Raw genomic sequence first — 21,698 nt, 5'->3', positions numbered from 1 at the left:
CCTCGGTTGACGGTTCGTCAGGTCCACGGGCCCCGACCTGACAGGGTGGTGCTTGCGCTGCGCCCCTGATCAGTGGGAATGTCGAGTGATTCAGCTCACCCAGCCGCACTACGCCAAGGGGCGATAACGCATGACCACCGATGACCTGTTGGCACGCCACCGGGCCGTGATGCCCAACTGGATCAACCCGCTCTACGCGGACCCCATCGAGCTGGTCTCCGGCTCCGGTGCGCGGGTGACCGACGCGGCCGGCCGCACCTATCTCGACTTCTTCGGCGGCGTGCTGACGACGATGATCGGCTACGACATCCCGGAGATCGCGGACGCGGTCCGCCGCCAGCTCGACACCGGCATCGCGCACTCCTCGACGCTTTACCTCATCCGCAAGCAGGTGGAGCTGGCCGAGCGGATCGCCAAGCTCTCCGGCATCCCGAACGCGAAGGTCTTCCTCGCCAACTCCGGCACCGAGGCGAACGAGACGGCGCTGCTGCTCGCCACGCAGTTCCGGCGCAGCAACCAGATCCTCGCCGTGCGCAACAGCTACCACGGGCGCAGCTTCGGCGCGCTCGGCGTCACCGGCAACCGGGGCTGGTCGGCGTCGTCGCTGACCCCGGTCAACGTCTCCTACATCCACTCCGGCGAGCGCCTGCGCGGCATCTTCGCCGGGCTCTCCGACGCCGACTACATCGAGCGGTCCGTCGCCGACCTGCGCGAGGTGCTCGCGACCACCACGTCCGGCGATGTGGCGTGCCTGATCGCCGAGCCGATCCAGGGCGTCGGCGGCTTCGTCGCGCCGCCCGACGGGTTCTTCGGCGAGATCAAGAAGGTCCTCGACGAGCACGGCATCCTCTGGGTCTCCGACGAGGTCCAGACGGGCTGGGGGCGTACGGGTGAGCACTTCTGGGGATATCAGGCGCACGATGCCGTACCCGACATGCTGACCTTCGCCAAGGGCGTGGGCAACGGGTTCGCGCTCGGCGGCGTGGTGGCCCGGGGCGACGTGATGGACTCGCTCACGGCGACGTCGTTCAACACCTTCGGCGGCAACCCGGTCTCCAGCTCCGCGGGCTCGGCCGTCCTCGACTACCTGCTCGACCACGACCTGCAGGGCAACGCGGCCCGGGTCGGCGCGCTGCTGCACGAGGGCCTGCGCGCCCTGGGCAGCCCGGTCGTCGCCGAGGTCCGGGGCAAGGGCCTCATGATCGCGATCGAGTTCGTCCGGCCCGGCACGACGGACCCGGCGCCGGCCGTGGCGCTGCGCGTGCTGGAGGAGTGCAAGGCACACGGGCTGCTCGTCGGCAAGGGCGGCCTGCACGGCAACGTGGTCCGGATGGGCCCGCCGCTGACGCTCACCGAGGCGGAGGCGAAGGAGGGCCTCGACATCCTCGCCGACGCCATTCGCGCGGCCACCGATGCGGTGGCCGCGCGATGAACCACGTGACGCACTTCGTCGGCGGCAAGCCTTGGGAGCACGGCTCGGCCCGCCAGGGCGAGATCTTCAACCCCGCGACGGGCAAGGTCAGCGGCCGGGTCGACTTCGCCTCGGCGGCCGACGTCGACGCGGTCGTGACGGTCGCGGCGCAGGCCGGTCGCGCCTGGCGGGACGCCTCGCTCGCCAAGCGGACCTCGGTGCTCTTCGCGGTGCGCCAGCTCGTCCACGAACGGCGCGACGAGATCGCGGCGCTGATCACGGCCGAGCACGGCAAGGTGCTCAGCGACGCCGCCGGCGAGGTCCAGCGCGGTCTGGAGATCATCGAGTACGCCTGCGGCATCCCCTCCACCATCCGGGGCGGTTTCAGCGAGAACGTCTCGACGGAGGTCGACTCCTACTCGATCCGGCAGCCGCTGGGCGTGGTGGCGGTGATCTCGCCGTTCAACTTCCCGGCGATGGTGCCGCTGTGGTTCGTGCCGATCGCGATCGCGGCCGGCAACGCGGTGGTGCTCAAGCCGAGCGAGAAGGACCCGTCGGCGGCGACGCTGCTGGCACAGCTCTTCGCCGAGGCGGGCCTGCCCGACGGCGTCTTCAACGTCGTGCACGGCGACAGGGAGGCCGTGGACGCGCTGCTGGACCACCCGACGGTGAAGGCGGTCTCGTTCGTCGGCTCGACCCCGATCGCGAAGTACGTCTACGAGCGGGGCACCGCCAACGGCAAGCGGGTGCAGGCGCTCGGCGGAGCGAAGAACCACATGGTGGTCCTCCCGGACGCCGATCTCGACCTCGCCGCGGACGCCGCGGTCAACGCCGGGTTCGGCTCGGCGGGGGAGCGCTGCATGGCGATCTCGGTCGTCGTCGCGGTGGACCCGGTCGGCGACACCCTCGTCGACAAGATCAGCTCGCGGATGGCCGGGATCCGGACCGGCGACGGGCTGCGTGGCTGCGACATGGGACCGCTCGTGACCAGGCAGCATCTGGAGAAGGTGACGTCTTACGTCGATGCCGGGGTGAGTGCCGGTGCGACCGCGGTCGTCGACGGCCGGGGCGTCGAGGCCGACGGGGAGGGCGACGGATTCTGGCTCGGACCGACGCTCTTCGACCATGTGACACCCGAGATGTCCATCTATACGGATGAAATATTCGGACCGGTCCTCTCGGTCGTGCGTGTCCGAACGTACGATGAGGCGCTCGCGCTCGTCAACGCCAACCCCTACGGCAACGGCACCGCGATCTTCACCAACGACGGCGGTGCCGCCCGGCGCTACCAGCACGAGGTCGAGGTCGGCATGATCGGCGTCAACGTGCCGATCCCGGTGCCGATGGCGTACTACTCCTTCGGCGGCTGGAAGGCCTCGCTCTTCGGCGACAGCCACGCGCACGGCGCCGAGGGCGTGCACTTCTTCACCCGGGGCAAGGTCGTCACGAGCCGGTGGCTCGACCCGTCGCACGGAGGCATCAATCTGGGCTTCCCGACACAGCAGTAGCGCCACCGAAACACCACCGAAACGGCTCGCCGGCCTCCGCCGGCGGGCCGTTTCGCATTTTCACGGTCGTGTTACGGGGTTAGTTTGGTCGCCATTCTTACCGGCGCGCGGCCGAAGAAAGTTCATCACTAGGTTAATTCGGTCAAACTTCTCATCGGCCCCACAGCTCCTGTCGGTCGAGTGAGATTTATGGCATTCTCCCTGGTCATAGTGGGCGATGACACAGTTCGTGTGCCAGGCTCGCGCCGGTCGCCGGAGGTAACAGTTTGAAAACTTGGCCCTAACTCTTGACAGGAGGGGTCGTTCAGTAAGAACTTTTACCAGGAACAGTAAACAGTCCTTTCCAAAAGCTGTGTCACGACGAGAGGCGGGTCCAACGGTGGAACGCGAGGTGACGATCACCACGGCGGAGGCCGGGTTGGGTGTCGTCCCTGCGCCCCGGGAAGCCAGCCACCTGACCATCGCCGAGATCGACCACAGCGACAGCGTGCTCGCCCGGGTGCGGCTCCAGCTCCCCGAGTTCACCGGTGCCCTGCAGCGCGTCGCCGAGCAGGTCCTCGCCGACCCCGCCGGTGCCGCCCGGGCCACCATCGTCGAGCTCGCCGAGCGCAGCGGTACGTCGCCGGCCACGATCACCCGCTTCTGCCGGGCTCTGGGCTTCGAGGGCTACGCCGACCTGCGCCTGGGCATCGCCGGGGAGACCGGCCGGGCCGCCCGCGCCGGGTGGTCCGTCGACATCGGCCGGGAGATCCAGCCGACCGACCCGCTGGACCGCGTGCTCAACCAGATCATGGCCGCCGACACGCTCGCCATGCGCGACACCGCCGCCCGGATGGACTTCGCCGCCGTGGCGCGGGCCGCCGACGCGGTCGCCTCCGCCGGCCGGGTCGACATCTACGGCGCCTCCGGCAGCGCCCTGGTCGGCGAGGAGCTGCAGTTCTCGCTGCACCGCATCGGCGTACCCACCTGGGCCTGGACCGATATCCACAACGGCCTGGCCAGCGCCTCCCTGCTGGGCAAGGGCGACGTCGCGCTGGGTGTCTCGCACTCGGGCCAGACGCGCGAGACGATCGAGATGATCGCCGAGGCCGGCAGCCACGGCGCGACGACGATCGCGCTCACCAGCTTCCCGCGCTCGCCGCTCGCCGATGTCGCCGACATCGTGCTGCTCACCGCGACGCAGGCCACGACCTTCCGGCCGGACGCGCTCTCGGCCCGGCACCCGCAGCTCGTCGTGCTGGACCTGCTCTACATCGCGGTCGCCCAGCGGACCCACGAGCGCTCGCACGCCGCCTTCCAGCGCACGGCCCGCGCCGTCGAGGCGCACCGGATCAAGGAGGTGGCCGAATGATCTCCGCCGCCGCCTACGCCGAGAGGCTGCGCCCGCTGCTCGACTCCGTCGCCTGCCAGTCCGAGGCGCTCGACCAGGCAGCCGACCTCATCGCCGAGGCCCTGCGCGGCGACGGCGTGCTGCAGGCCTTCGGCGCAGGCCACTCCGAGGTCGTCGCCATGGAACTCACCGGACGGGCCGGCGGCCTGGTCCCGGTCAACCGGCTCTCGGTGCGCGACGTGGCGATCCACGGCGACGCTCCGCTCTCCGCGCTCGCCGATCCCAAGCTTGAGCGCGATCCCTCCATCGCACACCAGATCTACGCACTGGCGGCCCCGAGCCCCAGCGACGTGTTCGTGGTGGCGTCACAGTCCGGCATCCACGGCTCGGTAGTCGAGCTGGCGTTGCTGGTGAAAGAGCGCGGTCACTCGTTGATCGCGATCACATCGGTGGAGCACACGACCCGGGTGGCCGCCAGCCACCCATCCGGTCTGCGCCTCTCCGAGATCGCCGACGTGGTCCTGGACAACGGGGCTCCGTACGGCGACGCACTGCTGCCGCTGCAAGGCGGCGGCTTGGTCTGTGCGGCCTCAACGGTCACGAGTGCGCTGCTGGCGCAGTTGCTGACCGCGGAGATCGTGCGACGGTTCCAAGCCGTCGGTGAGGTTCCACCCGTGTACCTCTCCGCCAGCGTCCCCGGTGGGGACGCATATAACCACACCCTCGAGTCGCGTTACGCCGGGCGACTCCGGCGTACCGCCTGACCCGAACCGAGGAGACAAAGATGTCCACTACCCCCGACCTCAACCGTCGTAGCGTTCTGCGCCGTGCGGCGGCCGTAGGCCTGCTCGCCACTCCGGCCGCTAGCCTCCTCGCCGCGTGTGCAGGTGGCACCGACGACAAGGACGCCGACAAGGGTGCGACCAGCGCCGACAACCCGTTCGGCGTCAAGGAGGGCTCGACCGTCAACGTCGTCGTTTTCAACGGCGGCCTCGGCGACGAGTACCCGAAGTTCGACAAGACCCTGTTCAACGCCAAGCACCCGAAGGTCACGGTCAACCTGAGCTCGACTCAGAAGATCAAGACCGAGCAGCAGCCGAAGTTCGCCACCACCCCGGCCGACCTGATCAACAACTCGGGTGCCGACAACATGGCGAACGACGCCCTCATCAAGGACGGCGCGCTCGCCGACCTCGAGGACCTGCTCGCCGCCGGTAGCTGGGAAGACGCTGCGGTCAAGGTCAAGGACACCCTGCTCCCGGGCACCGTCACCGACGGCACCCAGCAGGGCAAGTTCTACATCCTGAACTACGCGTTCACCGTCTTCGGTGTCTGGTACAACCAGGCTCTGTTCGACAAGAACGGCTGGACCGTGCCGAAGACCTTCGACGAGTTCTTCACGCTGTCCGACAAGATCAAGGCGGCCGGCATCGCGCCGTTCACCTTCGCGGGCTTCTACCCGTACTACGGCCGTTGGGCGATCAACGCGTGGATCTGGCTCGCCGGTGGCGAGCAGGCGTTCATCGACATCGACAACCTGAAGGAAGGCGCCTGGAAGACCCCCGAGGTCACCGCCGCCCTGCAGGCCGTCGAGAAGCTCGCCAGCAAGACCGGCGGCTACACCCTCAAGGGTTCCGAGACGCTGACCCACACGCAGTCGCAGCAGGCGTTCCTCGACGGCAAGGCCGCCTTCCTCCCGGTCGGCACCTGGCTCGAGAACGAGATGAAGGCGACCATCCCGGCCGACTTCAAGCTGAAGATCGCCCCCTTCTGGAGCGTCTCCGGCTCCGACAAGGCCCCCTACGGCTCGGTTCAGGCCGGTGCCGGCGAGGGCTGGATCGTTCCGGCCAAGGCCCCCAACAAGGAGGGTGGCAAGGAGTTCCTGCGCGCCATGCTCTCCAAGGAGGGTGCTGGCAAGTTCGCTAGCCTGACCGCGTCGCTCGCGTCGCGCGCCGGCTCCGGTGACGCCGTCACCGACAAGCCGTCGCTCGAGTCGGCCAACGCCGTCATGAAGGCCGCGCCCGGCAAGCTGATCAGCTGGAAGTACGACGGCTGGTACGCGAGCTACGACAAGGCCAGCCAGGCCGGCATCGGCGAGTTCCTCGCCGGCCGCATCACGGCCGCGCAGTTCGCGGACCGGATGGAGGCCGCGGCCAAGGCCGTCGTCAAGGAGATCGCTGACGGCAAGGCCGTCAAGCAGACCCGTACGGCTGCCTGATAGCACTGCGGGACCGGGCGCCCTGCGGGGCGTCCGGTCCCAACAACGTATTTCCCCTCGCTGTCCCCCTTGTCGAAAAGAGCACGAAGATGCGGCATCGCAGAGCGCCCTTCATCCTGGGCTTCCTCATCCTGCCCGTCGTTATTTACGCCTGGTATGTGCTGGTGCCACTGGTTCAGACGATCTTCTACTCGTTCACGGACTGGGGCGGCTTCTCCCAGGACGCCCCGGACGTGGTCGGGCTGGACAACTACGTCGAGCTGGTCGGCGACAGCCTGGTCCAGAAGGCCTTCTGGCACAACGTCTTCTTCCTCGTGACGATCCCGCTCTTCACGCTGGGGCTCGCACTCTTCCTCGCGTTCCTGCTGAACGTGGGCGGACGGGGCGGCAAGGTCGGCATCCGCGGCGTCTGGGGCTCGGGGTTCTACAAGGTCGTCTTCTTCATCCCGCAGGTCCTCTCGGTCATCCTCGTCGCCATCATGTGGCAGGGCATCTACCGCGGTGACGGCGACGGCCTGCTCAACAGCCTGCTGGCGAAGCTCGGGCTCATCGACGACCCGCTCGCGTTCCACCAGGACCCGACGACGATCCTCGGTGTGCCGCAGAACCTGTTCTGGCTGCTGCTGATCTCGGTCTGGGGCAGCGTCGGCTTCTACATGGTGCTCTTCTCCGCCGCGATGACCTCGATCCCGAAGGACATCTACGAGGCCGCGCTGCTCGACGGCGCGAGCCGGTTCGCCTCCTTCTTCAAGGTCACCCTGCCGCTGCTGCGGGAGACGATCTCGACCGGCTGGATCTACCTCGGCATCGCCGCGTTCGACATGTACGGCCTGATCGTCACGATGACGCCCGGCCCCGGTGGTCCGGACGACTCGACGCAGGTTCTGGCGAGCGTCTTCAACTTCCACCTGAACCGCACCGGCCGGTTCGGCTACGGATGCGCGATCGCGGTCTCGATGATGATCATCGCTGTGCTGCTGTCCATGGCGCAGATGCGGCTCACCCGTCGCGAGAAGATCGAGTACTAGGAGCGCTTGGACATGAGCACAGTCACCGACACCCATCACGCGTCCGGTTCTCGTACCCCGGCCAAGCCCGCCAAGGCGAAGCGCGAAGGCGCCTTCTTCAGCGGCTTCTCGCACCTCTTCCTCGCCGCCTGGGCGCTGCTGGTGCTCTACCCGCTGTCGTGGGTGGTCATCTCGGCGTTCAAGTCGGACTCGGCGATCCTCAAGAACCCGCTCTCGCTGATCCCGGACGGCCTGCACTTCGACAACTTCTCGCGGGCCTGGACCAACGGCAAGTTCGCGTCGCTGTTCTTCAACACCATCGTGGTGCTGGGCGGCGGCGTGACGCTGACGATGCTGCTGGGCTCGATGGCCGCCTACGTACTGGCGCGCTACAAGTTCCCCGGCAACCGGCTGATCTACTACACCTTCCTCGTGGGCCTGACGGTGCCGATCTACGTCGCCGCCATCCCGTTGTTCAAGCTCACCGACCAGGTCGGCAAGGTGTTCCCGCCGCTCGGTCTGAACTCGCACGCCATGCTGATCCTGGTCTATGTCGGCTGGTCGCTGTCGTTCACCGTCTTCTTCATGCACTCGTTCTTCAACACGCTGCCGAACTCGGTGGCGGAAGCGGCGATGGTCGACGGCGCGAGCCACACCCGGCTCTTCTTCCAGGTGATGCTGCCGATGGCGAAGCCGGGCCTGGTCAGCATCGCGATCTTCAACATCATCGGCCAGTGGAACCAGTGGTACCTCCCGGTCCTGCTGATGAACCCGGCCGACTTCGCCGCCGAGAAGCACCAGGTGCTGGCGCAGGGCATGCTCGACCTCGCGGTCAACCAGGGCTACAAGTCGGACTGGTCCGGCATGTTCGCCGGTCTGACCATGGCGATGGTCCCGGTGCTCGTCGTCTACATCGCCTTCCAGCGGCAGGTGCAGGCCGGCCTCACCGGCGGCATCTCCAAGTAGCTCGGCTGTACCTCCTCCGAGGTCCGCGGCCCGTCACCCTTTTCCGGGGGTGCCGGGCCGCGTCCCGTTCCACCCCCGCATCGGTACGCCCACCGCAGCGCCCCCGTCAAGATCACGCCATCCGGGCCGCTAGTAGCGATGAGTGGTAGCAGTGAGGCGCGACGGCAGCGAGGCGCGACGGCAGCGAGGCGCGACGGCAGCGTTGGGTGACGGCAGCGTTGGGTGACGGCAGCGTTGGGCAGCGGCAGCGATGCGCGACGGCGCAGCGCGGCCAAGATCGCCGCAACTCTTCAAGAGTTGGTGCTATGGGGCCGGCTCTTCGTCGCCGCAGGGCCGAAGCGGGCGACCGAGGCGTCGTGTCGCCTAGCGTGCGGATCGAGCCCGGTGCTCCCGCACGGTGCTCAAGGTCGTGCTGTTTCCCGGAAACAACCCCCTCAGAGCATGCCGGTAGCGCCTATTTCCGGGATAAAGCGCGATCATCGCCCGGGGTAGGGGCTGTTTCCCGGAATTAGCGCGATCATCGGCGTGATGTCGCCGCTGAGGAGCGGTGTGCACGAGTGGCGGTGAGGCGCGTCATGGAGCGGTGTGCGGCGTCATGGTGCGGTGTGCGGCGAGGTGTGGCGTGAGGCGGAATATCTTCGCCCAGCCTGGCGGTACCTGCGCCGAGCCCTTGATCGTGTTCTTTCCCGGAAACTGTCCCCTCAGTGCACCTCGGTAGGGCCTATTTCCGGGAAAGAACACGATCATCTGCCAGGGTAGGGGCAGTTTCCCGGAACTAGCGCGATCATGCGGGCGGGCGGTGGCGGCGGGCGTGCGGCGGCGGGCGGCGGCGGGCGGCAGCCGCGGCGGCGTGTGGCGGCGGCGGGCGGCAGCCGCGGCGGCGTGCGGCGGCGTGTGGCGGCGGTGGGCGGCGGCGGGCGGCAGCCGCGGCGGCGTGCGGCGGCGGTGGGCGGCGGCGGGCGGCAGCCGCGGCGGCGTGCGGCGGCGGGTGGCGGCGGTGGGCGGCGGCGTGCAGCGGGCGGCAGCCGCGGCGGCGTGCGGCGGCGGGCGGCGTGCGGCGGCGGGCGGCGGCGTGCGGCGGCGGTGGGCGTGCGGCGGCGGTGGGCGGCAGCGGCGTGCGGCGGCGGCGGGCGTGCGGCGGCGGTGGGCGTGCGGCGTGCGGCGGGCGGCACGGGCAGCGGCGGGCGGCGGGCGGCACGGGCAGCGGCGGGCGGCGGGTGTCGGGTGTTTGGGAGGGTGGGGGTGGCGGTGTTCGGGCAGGTTGTGGGGGATGTCTGACCTGGGTGCCATGATGGCCGGGTGTTGATCGCGGTGGCCGACGGTGCGCTCTGCGAGCTGGCGCCCGACGGCACGCCGGCCGGGCCGGTGCGTCCCGTGACGGAGTTCGCCGCGGAGGTCAGAGCACATCCCGACGCGCGCTGGGTGCTCGCGTCCACCGAGACCCTCTATCCCGAGCTGCTCCGTGCCGGTGTCCGGCTGGCCCGCTGCCACGACCTGGAGCTCACCGAGGCACTTCTGCTGGGCCACGAGGGCCGCTGGGGCGAGCCGCGGTCCGTCGCCGCCGCACACGCCCGCCTGGCGGGAGCACCGGTGCCACCCGACCCGCCCGCCCGGCAGGCCGACGCACCCGGCGACGCGCAGGCCACCCTCTTCGCGGAGCAGGCGCCGTCGGTCGGCATCCACGAGGTGATCGCGGTCCACGCCGAGCAGCTTCGCCGGATGGCGGCGGCCGAGCAGCCGGGGCGCTTCCGGTTGCTGGTGGCGGCGGAGTCGGCGAGCGGGCTGGTCGCGGTGGAGATGGGCGAGGTGGGCCTGCCGTGGCACGCGGCGACCCATGATGAGCTGCTGACGGGGCTGCTCGGCGAGCGCCCGGCCGCCGGTGGGCCGCCGCGGAAGCTGGTGGCGCTGACCGAGCAGATCACCTCGCTGCTGGGCGCACCGGGGCTGCACCCGGATTCACCGGCCGAGGTGCGCCGGGCGCTGCGCCGGATCGGCATCGACGTGCCCAACACCCGGGCCTGGACACTGCGCAAGATCGAGCATCCGGTCATCCCGGTCCTCATTGAATACAAGGAGCTCTATCGGATCTGGACCACGCACGCGTGGGGGTGGCGATCGCAGTGGGTGCGCGACGGGCGGTTTCACCCGGCGTACATCCCGGGGGGTGTGGTTTCGGGTCGTTGGGCGACCCGGGGCGGCGGTGCGCTGCAGATCCCGGCCGTGTTGCGCGGCGCCGTGCGGGCGGAGCCCGGCTGGCGGCTGGTCGTCGCCGACGCGGGGCAGCTGGAGCCGCGCATCCTCGCGGCGGTCTCGCGGGATCCGGGGCTGTGCAAGGCGGCAGGGTCGGGCGACCTCTATGAGGCGCTGGCGAAGGAGTCGTTCAAGGATCGGGCTTCGGCGAAGCTGGCGCTGCTCGGCGCGATGTACGGGCAGACCGGCGGCTCCGCGGCGCCTGCCCTGGCGGTGCTGCGGGGGCGTTACCCGCTCGCCTGGGAGGTGGTGGAGGAGGCGGCCCGACAGGGGGAGTACGGCGGATTGGTGCGGTCCTGGCTGGGGCGGACCTGCCCGCCGACCTCGGCGCACTTCGACTTCGGAGCGGGTGAGGGCGGCGAGGGGGCGAAACCGGACGCGAGTGCGCGGGCGCGGGGGCGGTTCACCCGCAACTTCGTCATCCAGGCGACGGCGGCGGAGTGGGCGGCGACGCTGCTCGCCCTGGTGCGCCAGGAGCTTTGGGACATCCCGGCCGAGCTCGTCTTCTTCCAGCACGACGAGGTGATCGTGCACTGCCCGGAGGAGTTCGCCGAGCGGGTCGCGCAGGTGGTGACGGCTGCCGCCGTGCGGACGGGCCGGGTGCTCTTCGGCGACGCGACGGTGCACTTCCCGCTGCAGGCGCGGATCGTGGAGTCCTATGCGGAGGCCAAATAGCAACGGGACGGACGGCCCGCGTGCGGCCATCCGTCCCGGAAGTCTGCGCGGCTAGAGCTCGATGTCGAATTTCCGCAGCACCGCATTGCCGATCAGCGCTATCCCGGAGGCGATGGAGACGATGGTGAATGCCCCCTGGAGCACGAACTTCTCGACCTTGCCGCCGACCTCGACCGAGATCGCGTTGGGTACGCCGATCATGCGCCACATCTGGACCTGCTTGATGCCGGTGGGGATCGGCCAGAGGATCGGTACGCCGGCGCTGGTGATGATGTCGCCCATCAGGTGGACGAAACAGCCGACACCGAGGGCGAATCCCAGGAGCGGATAGCCGTGGCCGGCGTCGAGGTTGACGAAGGCGTACCACGCGGCGGCGGCGGAGACGGCGGTGGTGATGAGCCAGCCGGCCTTCTTGGCCCAGCTCTCGAAGATGCCGCGGACGGCGAGACCGATCGTGAAGAACAGGATCGAGAGCACCGCCCACTTGCCGAACTGCGTGCAGAGATAGGTCGCGCCCCAGCCCATCAGCACCGTGAAGGGCAGCGTGTGGGTGAAGGTGCGGTGCCCGTTGTCGCGCTTGGGGTCGTGCTGGAGCCGGGTCGCGGTGTAGATGCCGACCGAGATCTTCTCGACCACCTCGGCGACGAACATCGAGACGCGGCCGAAGGTGTGCGCCACCGTCGCGCCGCCCTGGCCGGTGGTGACCTTGCCGGAGAGGTCGAGGTCGGGCAGGAGCGCGCCGCCGGCGCAGACTGCGGTGCCCAGCGCCAGGTAGAGCGGGGACTGGTGGTAATCGAGGAACTGGTCCCCGACCCAGGATCCCGCCAACCACACCGCCGCGCCTGACAGCGCGTGCGAACGACCCATCATGATGGGTGCCCCTCCCCAATTCGGAACGGCATGCCTGGTGAGGTCACCTAGCACGCCGTTCCCTGCCAAAGTCGCGATCACTGTGCCAAATCGGCGACCGATACGCAATCGGCCGATTCTCTACTGTGGAGACAGTGATCAATGAGTGCCGTGAGCAGCTCGGGGCCGTGTTCGGTGAGTACCGATTCCGGGTGAAATTGGACCCCCGCATAGCCCGGTCCGCGCATCGCGTGTACGAAACCCGTCACCGCGTCTCGAGCGAGTTCCGAGTCGCCGTGGCGGTCCACATCGGAGACGGCGGTGAAGGTGGAGTAGTAGCCGACCCGCCGGGACTCTCCGAACAGATCGATCTCCATCGGGGTGCCCTGCAGTGGAACCTCCCGCCGGTGCAGGGAGATCCCCAGCTCGGCGGCGAGCACCTGGTGGCCGAGGCAGACCGCGAGCAGTGCGCCCGTGCCCAGGCGGTGGCGGACGACCTCGCGCAGCGCCACGATCCGCGGCTCGCCGACGTCGGCCGGGTCACCGGGCCCGGGACCCGCGACGACCAGGTCATAGTCGTCCAGGCGGGCGAGCGCGTCGAGCGCGTGCACCCGGTCGACCTCCATGCCGAGCGCTTTGAGCAGGTGGGCGAGCATGCCGGTGAAGGTGTCCTCGGCGTCGACGATCAGCGCCGAGCGTCCCGCGAACGGCGCGTTGACCACGGGCGCCCGCGCCGTCAGCCAGAAGGGCGAGAGCCGGTCGTTGCGCGCGGCCAGGGCCGCGATCACCGCTGGGTCGTCGGCGAGCCGGGTGGGGGAGGCGGGTCGCGCCGCCGCGGGCCGCATGCCCAACGCGGCGAGTACGCCGGCCGCCTTCGCATGCGTCTCCGCCACCTCGCCGGCCGGGGTGGAGTCGCGGACCAGGGTCGCGCCGACGGGCACCCGGACCGTGCCGTCGGCGGCGAACTCGGCGGTGCGGATGAGGATCGGCGCGTCGAGCCGCTGCCCGCCGATGTCGTCGTGGTCGAGCAGGGCCAGCACGCCGCCGTAGTAGCGGCGTCCCCGCTGCTCGTGCCGGGCGATGACGCGGCAGGCGTTCTCGATCGGGCTGCCGGTGACGGTCGGTGCGAACATCGTCTCCCGCAGCACCTCGCGTACGTCCAGGGTGGAGCGTCCAGCCAGCAGATACTCGGTGTGGGCGAGGTGCGACATCTCCTTGAGGTAGGGCCCGACGACCTGGCCGCCGCCCTCGGCGACCACCGCCATCATCTTCAGCTCCTCGTCGAGCACCATCGCCAGCTCGTTGACCTCCTTGGGGTCGGCGAGGAAGCGGAGCAGCCCGTCGCGATCGGCGCCGCCGGCCGGATGGCGGTAGGTACCCGAGATGGGATTCATCAGGGTCAACCCGTCGTCGACGCTGACGTGGCGTTCGGGACTCGCCCCCACGAACGTGTACTCGCCCGTGTGGACCAGGAACGTCCAGTAGGCGCCCCGCTCCTGCGAGAGCAGGTGCCGCAACGCCGTCAGCGCGGCGGTGAGCGGCTCGGCGACGCGGGCCCGCCGGGTGCGGTGGATGACGAAGTTGGACCCCTCGCCCCGGCCGATCTCGTCGCGCAGCACCCGGGCCACGATCCGCTCGTAGGTCTCGTCGTCGACGTCGAACCCGAGGTCGGTGAGGTCGAAGGGCTCGTTCGGCAGGGCGGCGACCACGTCGGCGACCGGCACCTCGCGCAGGTCGTGGCTGGTCAGGCAGAGCAGTTCGGCGCTGTCCTCGATGACGGCGAAGCCGCGCTCGGCGATCTGGCGGTGCGGCACCACCGCGAGCGTTCGCATGCCCTTCCGCATCGGGATGTCGGCGAGGCGCGACACCGATGTCACGTCGCCGGTGAGGAGGTCGACGTGGTCGCGCCCCTCCCGTCGGAGCAGCGCGAACGGGCTGTGACCCGACAGGATCGTGGTGAGGTGCATGAGTGCTTCTCCTGCGTCAGGGCGGCTCTCCCGGTGCGGGGCCGCCGGTTCGCAGAAACGAAGAAGGCCGCCTCGTCGAGGCGGCCGCGGTGGTGAGACACGCGTTGAAAGGGCCGCCGGTCAGGCGTGCCACCAGTTCAGTCGCGCGGTCATGGCCGAGACCATACCGGTTGGCCCAGAGAAAGTCACGCACCTATTGAATTGTCGATTGACTATTCGTTCGCGGCGCGCTAGGCGGTAACATAGCCACGGTCAGGCCTGGGGGACGGGAGTAACCGCGATGTGGGGACGACTGCGCAGCCGACGGCAGATCCCCGTCGCCGACCATCCCGAGACCACGTCCGACCATGCCGCCGCCGTTGCGCGCAGCACCGTCAACGACATCGTGCTCAATCTCGCCCGGCGCAGCCAGACCCTCGTCGAGCGGCAGCTCCGCCTCCTCGACGAGCTCGAGCGCGACGAGAAGGATCCGGATCGGATGGCAGCCCTCTTCCGCCTGGAGCACCTGGCGGCGCGGATGCGGCGTACCAACGAGAATCTGCTGGTCCTGGCTGGTGGCGCGGGTCGCCGACGGACCCGGCAGGCGGTGCCGCTCGCGGCCCTGGTCCTCGCCGCGGTCGCCGAGATCGAGCAGTACCAGCGGGTTCGCGCCGAGGTCGAGGACGGCCTGGACGTCGTCGGCTACGCCGCGGCGGACCTGGTGCACCTCATCGCGGAGCTGCTCGACAACGCCGCCAACTTCTCGCCGCCGGTCAACCCGGTGCGCGTGGTCGGTCGCCGGGTCCGCAGCGGCGCCGAGCTGATCATCACCGATGAGGGGATCGGCTTCGAGCACGACGCGATGGCCGAGGCCAACGCGATGCTCGCCGCGCCGCCGTCGGTCGACGCCGCCGTCACCGAGCGGATGGGCCTCGTGGTCGTGGGGCACCTCGCCGCCCGCCACGGTGCGCTGGTCCGGATCAGCCGGGCGAGCCCCGGCACCTCGGTCACGATCACGCTGCTCGACCGGCTGCTCGCCAACGGCGCGACTCCGCCGGTGCAGCCGCGCCCCTCCGTCGCGGAGAACCCGATCAACGAGACGACGGTGCGCCTGCCGCTGCGCGTGCCGATGGCCAACCTGCCGACCTCCGAGCCGCAGGGAGTGGGAAAGGCCAGCTCGGAGCCGACCGCCGTCCCCGTGCTGACCAGGCTCTACAATGGACTAAGAGGGTCCGGCGGCGGCAGCGACACGGTCCGACTAGGTTTATAAGTAGTCGGATGTGACGGATGCCGGCGTGGGGAGGGTTGAGATGGCGACCAATACGGTGAGCGCCCCGGCGGCGGAACTGCACTGGATGATCAGCGCATTCGCGCAGAAGGTGCCGGGTGTCGCGCACGCCGCAGTCGTCTCCTCCGACGGACTGCCGCTCTCCGCCTCCGCCGCGCTGCCGCCGGAGCGGGCCAGCCAGCTCGCCGCGGTCGGCGCCGGGCTGCACGCGATCGCCAAGGCGGTCATCCCGCACACCGACTCGTTCGAGGTCCGGCAGACCGTCGTCGAGATGAGCGGCGGCTTCGTCCTCGTCATGCAGGTCGCCGACGGGTCGATCCTGATGACGCTCGCCGCGCCCGACTGCGACCTCGGCACCATCGGCTTCGAGATGACCCGCCTGGTCAAACAGGCCGGCGAGATGCTCACCCCCGACCTGCGCGCGGAGCTCCTCGCGCCATGATCGAGCCGGTTGCGCTGCTGCTGATCGAGCTCGGCGCCCGGGAGATCGACCATCCGGGCGGCACCCTCCTCGCCCACCTGCACCGCGTCCACGACCTGCTCGCCGACTGGGGCGCCCGGCCCGCGCTGCAGCTCGCCGGGCTGGGCCACGCGTGCTACGGCACCGACGGGTTCGCGCCGTCGCTGCTCTCGCTCGACGAGCGGGACCGCCTCGTCGCCGTGGTCGGCGCGGAGGCGGAGGCGATCGCCTACCGCTACGCGAGCTGCGACCGGAGCTACACCTACGCGCATCTCGTCGACGACGCCGACCAGTTCCGGGACCGCTTCGCCGGGGTGGTGACGTCACCGACACTCGATCAGCGCCGGGACTTCGCCGAGCTCACCGCCGCCAACGAGCTCGATCTGGTCCGGGTGAATCCGGAGCTGCGAGAGCGCTACGGTCCGGGGCTGCGGCGACTCTTCACCAGGCTGCGCCCGCTGCTGAGCGAGGCGGCCCGGCGGGCCTGCGACGACGGGCTGCCCCCTGCGGATGCGTCCGAGCGGCTACGGTAAGGGAATGTCGCAGATCGATGCCGTAACCGGTCGGCGCCGGTGGCGCTGGATCGTCGCCCTGCTGGTCGCGCCGATCCTCCTCATCGGAGTGGCGGTCGTCGGCTGGACCTACTATTACGACAGCGTGGAGTCGATCGTTCCGGACAGGCAGCCGGCCGGTGATCGAGCCATGTCGGCGCAGCTGCCGGAGACGGCCCGCAGAGCCTTTGTCGCCGCCATCGAGCCGGGGTTCCTCGAGCACAGCCCCGGCGGGTTCGCCGGGGTCGATCCGGCGGAGCTGACCAGGGGCTACGTTCGCCTCGCCACCCAGGACGACGACGGCGGCCTCCGCGAGACGATCATCGCCGCGAAGCTGGAGGCGGAGTACAGCCTCGAGGAGATCCTCCTGCTCTACCTGGACCGGGCCGACTTCGGCAGTGGACGGATCGGGGTGCAGGCCGCCGCGCTCGGGGTCTTCCGGCACGACGCCGCGAAGCTGACCCTCGCCGAAGCCGCCGCGCTCGGCGCGATGCTCAACGGCACTCCCCGGGCCGAGCGCCAGATCCGCTGGGCGGAGATCCTGCGCGAGATGCTCGACCGGGATTGGATCAGCCAGGCGCAGCTGGCGAAGCTCACATTCCCGTCGGCCGCGTCGTCGGCGTGACACCGCGTGCTATGAACTGACGATGACTGCTGACCTGATCGGTGCGGTGATCGGCGCGTTGCCCGAGTCCGAGGGGCGCGTCGTCATCGGCATCGCCGGTGCGCCCGGTGCGGGGAAGACGACGCTCGCCGACGAGGTCACCGAGGAGCTCATCCGGCGTTACGGCGAGGGCGCCGCCGTCTCCGTGCCGATGGACGGGTTCCACCTCGCCAATGTGGAGCTGCGGCGGCTCGGCCGGGCGGATCGCAAGGGTGCCCCGGACACCTTCGACGCGCTGGGATACGTGGCCCTGCTCGAACGGCTGCGGCGGGACGTGGACGACACGGTCTACGCGCCCGCCTTCGACCATGTGCTCAACGAGGGCGTCGCCGGGAGCATCCCGATCCACCCCGGCACCCGCTTCATCGTGACCGAGGGCAACTACCTGCTCGTACCCACCGCGCCCTGGGATCGGGTCCGCTCGCTGCTGGACGTCGCGGCCTTCCTGGAGGCCGACGATGCGCAGCGATTGCCTGGCCTGCTGGCGCGGCAGCGCAGCAAGGGCCTGTCGGAGGAGGCGGCGCGGGAGTGGGTGTTCCGCAGCGACGAGGCGAACGCACGGCTCATCGCCACGACCCGCGACCGGGCCGGGCTGATCCTGCGGAGGTGAGGGTGTTGAATGGGACCATGCGCAACCTGATGGAACCGCCCGCCACGCTGCTCCCCGCCGACGACGCCGCCGCCGCGCTGCTCGCAGCGGGCGACCCGGCGAAGGCCGCCGCAGCTCACCCGACCTACAGCGACGCGTGGGCGGCGCTGGCGAAGCGGGCACTCGACGGCGGCGACGCGGTCACCGCCTACGCCTTCGCCCGCACGGGCTACCACCGCGGCCTCGACCAGCTGCGCCGCGCGGGCTGGAAGGGCGCCGGTCCCATCCCGTGGTCCCACGAGGCCAACCGGGGCTTCCTGCGCTGCCTGCACGTCCTCTCGCAGGCCGCCGCAGAGATCGGCGAGACCGACGAGGCGGAGCGCTGCGCGACGTTCCTGCGTGACAGCGACCCGGCCGCGGCCGAGGCTCTCGCCTAGGTCTCACCCTGACAAAAGGCCCGGCCGTCGTTAGCATCCGGAGCATGCCCACACCCCCGCAGCACGACCAGATCCACTACCTGCTTCAGCTCGCCGCCACCGATCCGGGGCGCGACTACAAGCGGCGGCTGCTCGCCGAGCTCGACCTGCGGCGCGGCCACACGGTGCTGGATCTGGGCTGCGGGCCCGGCGCGGACCTCGCCACGATGGCCGATCGGGTCGGCGAGCAGGGCATGGTCATCGGCGTCGACCACGACCCGGCGATGGTCGAGGCGGCCCAGCACCAGGTCGAGCAGCCCAACATCGAGGTCCGGCTCGCCTCGGGCTCGGCGCTGCCGCTCGACGACCACAGCGTCGACCGGGCCCGGATCGACCGGGTGCTGATGCACGTGGAGAGCCCCGCCGCGATCCTCACCGAGGTGGGCCGGGTGCTGCGGCCGGGTTGCCTGCTCGGCCTCGTCGAGCCGGACTGGGACACGCTCACCTTCGACGCCCCCGACCTCGCCACCACCAGGGCATATACGCGTTACGTCGCGGACCGGGTGATCCGCAACGGCACGATCGGGCGGCAGCTGACCCGGCTCGCCATGGAGGCGGGATTCGCCGTGCAGTCGATCATCCCGACGCCGATCGTCTTCGGCAGCTTCGCCGCCGCCGACCAGATCCTGCGGATGGGCAGCGTCGCGTCGCGGGCGGTCGCCGACGGCGCGATCGAGGCGGATGCGGCGGAGGCGTGGCTGGCGAGCCTGTCGACCGGGCCGTTCCAGGCGGGGTTCACCTTCTACACGGTGATCGCCGAGACCGCGGCGTGATCGGGGCGGCGGTGTCGTGATCACGGTGGCTGCGCTGCGATCGCAGGGCCGCGCCGTGATCGCGGAGCCCCGCAGCGCATAGATGTCAGCCGATCATGTCATTGACATGAATCATCCTCATGCGAATGATCGAAAAGTATGACTATCACTGGAGCTGACGCAACGCCAGGACCGGAGGGCGGCGCCGACGCCGACGTCGCCCTGCTGGCCCAGTTCGGGTACCGCCAGGAGCTGCGACGCAAGCTCTCCGGCTTCTCCAACTTCGCCGTCTCCTTCTCGATCATCTCGGTGCTGGCAGGGTGCCTCACGTCGTACTCGATCGCGATGGCCAACGGCGGGCCTGCCGCGATCACCCTCGGCTGGCTCGGCGTCGGTGTCATGGTCACCGTCGTCGCGCTCGCGATGGCCGAGATCTGCTCGGTCTATCCGACCGCCGGCGCGCTCTACTGGTGGGCGTTCGCCCTGGCCCGGACCAACAAGGCGGCCTGGGCCTGGTTCGTCGGCTGGTTCAACTTCCTCGGCCAGGTCGCGGTCACCGCGGCGATCGACTTCGGCGCGGCGCTCACGACGACCGCCTTCCTCAACCTCACGGTCGACCTCCCGGTCACGACGCTCAGCACCTTCACGGTCTTCCTCGTGATCATCGCGCTGCACGGGCTGCTCAACACCTTCGGCGTCAACCTCGTGAAGATCCTCTCCGATGTGAGCGCCTGGTGGCACATCGTCGGGGTCGCGGTGATCGTCGGCGTCCTCGTCGTCGTGCCCGACAAGCACTACGACCTGCGCGATGTCTTCCTGCAGACCGCCAACGCCACCGGGCTCTCGGGTACCGGCGCCGCCGTGCTCGCGTTCCTGCTCGGCCTGCTGATGGCGCAGTACACGTTCACCGGCTACGACGCCAGCGCCCACGTCTCCGAGGAGACCCACGACGCGCAGATCGCGGCACCGCGCGGGATCGTCAGCTCCGTCGTCGTCTCCGTCATCGCCGGGTTCGCGCTGCTCTTCGCGGTGACCTGGGCGATCCAGGATTACGACGGCGCGCTCGGCTCGGCGACGAAGTTCCCGCCGGCCCAGATCTTCATCGATGCCGCCGGCAACGATCTCGGCATCTTCCTGCTCTTCATCTGCGTGGTCGCCCAGTTCTTCTGCGGCATGGCCTCCGTCACCGCCAACTCCCGCATGGCCTACGCGTTCAGCCGCGACGGCGCCCTCCCCGGCTCCCGCCTGTGGAAGAAGGTCAACCCCCGCACCGGTACGCCCACCAACTCCATCTGGCTCTGCGTGGTCTGCTCCACCCTCCTCGTCCTGCCGTCCCTGTGGAACACCACGGCCTACCTCGCCGCCACCGCCATCTCCGTCATCGGCCTCTACGTCGCCTACGCCACCCCCATCTACCTCCGGCTCCGCAACCCCGACTTCGTCCAGGGCCCCTGGAATCTGGGCCGCTACAGCCGCCCCATCGGCTGGATCGCCGTCATCTGGGTGGGGCTCATCTGCGTACTGTTCGTCCTGCCCGGCGTCTACCCCATCACGGTCGCCAACTTCAACTACACCATCGCGGCCGTAGCCCTGGTCCTGGGCGGAGCAGCCCTCTGGTGGACGCTGAGCGCCAAACACTGGTTCACCGGCCCCAGAACAACCATCACCACCCCAACGGAGTAAACCCAACGGTCACCTCCCACCGTCCCTCCGCAACCCGCCGCGGCCACCTGGACCCACCCCGGGGTTGGGGGGCAGATCGACTCAGGCAGGGATCAAGCCTGACCGCCCTGCCTGAGTCGATCTGCCCCCCCAACCCCGCCCACGACGCACGCAGGCCTGACCGACCCACGACGCAGCCAAACCCCGCACAACACGCATAATGGCCTCGTGTTCACCCTTGCCGAAGCACGAGAGCACTTCGCCGCGCTCAAGCCCCGCATCCAGCAGCTCATCACAGAGCGCGCAGATCTGGCCGAGCTCCGCGCCGACCTCGCCCAGCACGGCGAGAGCCCGTTGGGCGGACTCGCCGAGGCCAAGGCGCTGGAGGCGAGGCTCTTCGCCGTGCTGGAAGAGATCTCCGAGCAGGAGGTCCAGGTCAAGGGCTACGCTCCGGTGCTGCTCGACTACCCCGGCGAGCACGACGGCCGCCCGGTCCTGTGGTGCTGGCTCGAGGGCGACGAGGACATCTCCTGGTACCACCGCGCCGACTGCGGCTTCCCCGGCCGCCGCCCGATCTAGCTCAGCGGCAGATATTCGTCGTGCGCGTGGTCGGCGACCGCCGCACCGGTGATGGTGGCCTTCATCGGGAGGAACTCCAGGCAGAGGCGGATCGCCTGGGGGAGCAGCGGCCGGGGCACGCGCATCGACATGGTCACGTGCGGCACCCAGGCGCCGGGCCGGTAGACGTCGAATCCGCTGATCCCGGCTGCGTCGAGCCGCTGATGCACGGCCGCGTGGTGCGCGAGCAGCTCCGGGGTGGGGACCGGCCCGAGCCACAGCACGCGCCCGACGAACTGCCCGCAGAAGTCGAGGTTGACCTCGAGCGGCGGCGCGGCGGCGAGGCCGTCGAGCGCTGCGGCGATGGCGGGCCCGTCCAGGCGTTCCGCGCCGGTCAGGCTCAGGTGGGGCCGGTGCCGCCCGTCGAGCAGCCGCTTCATGGTTTGTACGCCGACCTCCTCCAACGCCGTCCACAGTGTCCGGATGCGCTGCTGGGTGACGTGATCGAAGTAGAGCTCCAGGGCGGCGACCATGCGCG

Annotated in this window: 21 protein-coding genes; 17 read left to right on the top strand and 4 right to left on the bottom strand. The window is 69.9% G+C overall.

The annotated features are described in order from the left end of the window. The first annotated feature begins 130 nt into the window (after positions 1-130). The 7 genes from F4553_RS12620 (at position 131) to F4553_RS12590 (ending at position 8,440) form a co-directional block, all read left to right on the top strand. Positions 131-1,432, top strand: coding sequence for an aspartate aminotransferase family protein (locus F4553_RS12620; protein ID WP_184835656.1), 1,302 nt, complete (start codon positions 131-133; stop codon positions 1,430-1,432). After that, on the top strand, positions 1,429-2,919 hold the full coding sequence (locus tag F4553_RS12615) for a CoA-acylating methylmalonate-semialdehyde dehydrogenase (RefSeq protein WP_184835654.1): 1,491 nt from the start codon (positions 1,429-1,431) through the stop codon (positions 2,917-2,919). Before F4553_RS12620 ends, F4553_RS12615 begins: the two co-directional genes overlap by 4 nt. A 418-nt stretch (positions 2,920-3,337) precedes the next feature. After that, on the top strand, positions 3,338-4,270 hold the full coding sequence (locus F4553_RS12610) for a MurR/RpiR family transcriptional regulator (RefSeq protein ID WP_184840659.1): 933 nt from the start codon (positions 3,338-3,340) through the stop codon (positions 4,268-4,270). Further along, the gene (locus tag F4553_RS12605; RefSeq protein WP_184835652.1) at positions 4,267-5,013 is read left to right on the top strand and encodes a sugar isomerase domain-containing protein; all 747 of its coding nucleotides are present in this window, start codon (positions 4,267-4,269) and stop codon (positions 5,011-5,013) included. The genes F4553_RS12610 and F4553_RS12605 overlap by 4 nt, the downstream gene beginning before the upstream one ends. Before the next feature lie 20 nt (positions 5,014-5,033). Continuing rightward, entirely contained in the window at positions 5,034-6,467 is a 1,434-nt protein-coding gene (gene ngcE / locus F4553_RS12600) for an N-acetylglucosamine/diacetylchitobiose ABC transporter substrate-binding protein (protein ID WP_184835650.1), read from the top strand. 89 nt (positions 6,468-6,556) lie between these two features. Beyond that, entirely contained in the window at positions 6,557-7,495 is a 939-nt protein-coding gene (locus tag F4553_RS12595; protein WP_184835648.1) for a carbohydrate ABC transporter permease, read from the top strand. Positions 7,496-7,507: 12 nt separating this feature from the next. Further along, complete coding sequence (locus F4553_RS12590) at positions 7,508-8,440, top strand: carbohydrate ABC transporter permease (RefSeq protein ID WP_184835646.1); 933 nt, start codon at positions 7,508-7,510, stop codon at positions 8,438-8,440. Positions 8,441-9,013: 573 nt separating this feature from the next. Here the strand turns inward: F4553_RS12590 and F4553_RS12585 are convergent. Next, positions 9,014-9,730: a hypothetical protein gene (locus tag F4553_RS12585; RefSeq protein ID WP_184835644.1), complete on the bottom strand. Its 717-nt coding sequence runs from the start codon at positions 9,728-9,730 to the stop codon at positions 9,014-9,016. A 9-nt stretch (positions 9,731-9,739) separates the two neighbouring features. Here F4553_RS12585 and F4553_RS12580 point away from each other — a divergent pair, with 9 nt between their 5' ends. Beyond that, complete coding sequence (locus tag F4553_RS12580; protein ID WP_184835642.1) at positions 9,740-11,365, top strand: bifunctional 3'-5' exonuclease/DNA polymerase; 1,626 nt, start codon at positions 9,740-9,742, stop codon at positions 11,363-11,365. 51 nt (positions 11,366-11,416) lie between these two features. Here F4553_RS12580 and F4553_RS12575 read toward each other — a convergent pair whose 3' ends face one another. Next, positions 11,417-12,235 carry a metal-dependent hydrolase gene (locus F4553_RS12575; RefSeq protein WP_184835640.1) on the bottom strand — a complete coding sequence of 273 codons (819 nt, stop codon included), beginning with the start codon at positions 12,233-12,235 and terminating at the stop codon, positions 11,417-11,419. 77 nt (positions 12,236-12,312) lie between these two features. After that, positions 12,313-14,181, bottom strand: coding sequence for an anthranilate synthase family protein (locus F4553_RS12570; RefSeq protein WP_184835638.1), 1,869 nt, complete (start codon positions 14,179-14,181; stop codon positions 12,313-12,315). A gap of 280 nt (positions 14,182-14,461) precedes the next feature. Between F4553_RS12570 and F4553_RS12565 the strand changes: the two genes are divergently transcribed. The 9 genes from F4553_RS12565 to F4553_RS12525 all read left to right on the top strand — a co-directional run bounded on the left by F4553_RS12565 (position 14,462) and on the right by F4553_RS12525 (position 21,181). Further along, a complete protein-coding gene (locus tag F4553_RS12565) occupies positions 14,462-15,430 on the top strand; it encodes an ATP-binding protein (protein WP_184835636.1) in 969 nt (322 codons plus the stop codon). Positions 15,431-15,470: 40 nt separating this feature from the next. Beyond that, positions 15,471-15,890: a roadblock/LC7 domain-containing protein gene (locus F4553_RS12560; RefSeq protein WP_184835634.1), complete on the top strand. Its 420-nt coding sequence runs from the start codon at positions 15,471-15,473 to the stop codon at positions 15,888-15,890. Next, positions 15,887-16,441 carry a DUF6817 domain-containing protein gene (locus F4553_RS12555; RefSeq protein WP_184835632.1) on the top strand — a complete coding sequence of 185 codons (555 nt, stop codon included), beginning with the start codon at positions 15,887-15,889 and terminating at the stop codon, positions 16,439-16,441. The genes F4553_RS12560 and F4553_RS12555 overlap by 4 nt, the downstream gene beginning before the upstream one ends. 4 nt (positions 16,442-16,445) lie before the next feature. Continuing rightward, positions 16,446-17,084, top strand: coding sequence for a transglycosylase domain-containing protein (locus F4553_RS12550; RefSeq protein WP_184835630.1), 639 nt, complete (start codon positions 16,446-16,448; stop codon positions 17,082-17,084). A 22-nt stretch (positions 17,085-17,106) separates the two neighbouring features. After that, on the top strand, positions 17,107-17,733 hold the full coding sequence (locus F4553_RS12545) for a nucleoside/nucleotide kinase family protein (RefSeq protein WP_184835628.1): 627 nt from the start codon (positions 17,107-17,109) through the stop codon (positions 17,731-17,733). A gap of 17 nt (positions 17,734-17,750) precedes the next feature. Further along, positions 17,751-18,149, top strand: coding sequence for a DUF3151 domain-containing protein (locus tag F4553_RS12540; protein ID WP_184835627.1), 399 nt, complete (start codon positions 17,751-17,753; stop codon positions 18,147-18,149). A 44-nt stretch (positions 18,150-18,193) separates the two neighbouring features. Then, the gene (locus F4553_RS12535) at positions 18,194-18,961 is read left to right on the top strand and encodes a methyltransferase domain-containing protein (protein WP_184835625.1); all 768 of its coding nucleotides are present in this window, start codon (positions 18,194-18,196) and stop codon (positions 18,959-18,961) included. A gap of 138 nt (positions 18,962-19,099) precedes the next feature. Beyond that, positions 19,100-20,623: an amino acid permease gene (locus tag F4553_RS12530; protein WP_184835623.1), complete on the top strand. Its 1,524-nt coding sequence runs from the start codon at positions 19,100-19,102 to the stop codon at positions 20,621-20,623. Between the two features lie 207 nt (positions 20,624-20,830). Continuing rightward, complete coding sequence (locus F4553_RS12525; protein ID WP_184835621.1) at positions 20,831-21,181, top strand: DUF2203 domain-containing protein; 351 nt, start codon at positions 20,831-20,833, stop codon at positions 21,179-21,181. On the opposite strand, the gene F4553_RS12520 is transcribed toward F4553_RS12525, so the two are convergent. Continuing rightward, positions 21,178-21,693: a 2'-5' RNA ligase family protein gene (locus tag F4553_RS12520; protein WP_184835619.1), complete on the bottom strand. Its 516-nt coding sequence runs from the start codon at positions 21,691-21,693 to the stop codon at positions 21,178-21,180. The two genes, F4553_RS12525 and F4553_RS12520, sit on opposite strands and share 4 nt — an antisense overlap. Positions 21,694-21,698: the final 5 nt, after the last annotated feature.

This window comes from Allocatelliglobosispora scoriae (genome assembly GCF_014204945.1).
Lineage (GTDB): Bacteria > Actinomycetota > Actinomycetes > Mycobacteriales > Micromonosporaceae > Allocatelliglobosispora > Allocatelliglobosispora scoriae.
This window is presented reverse-complemented; position numbering and strand designations above follow the sequence as displayed.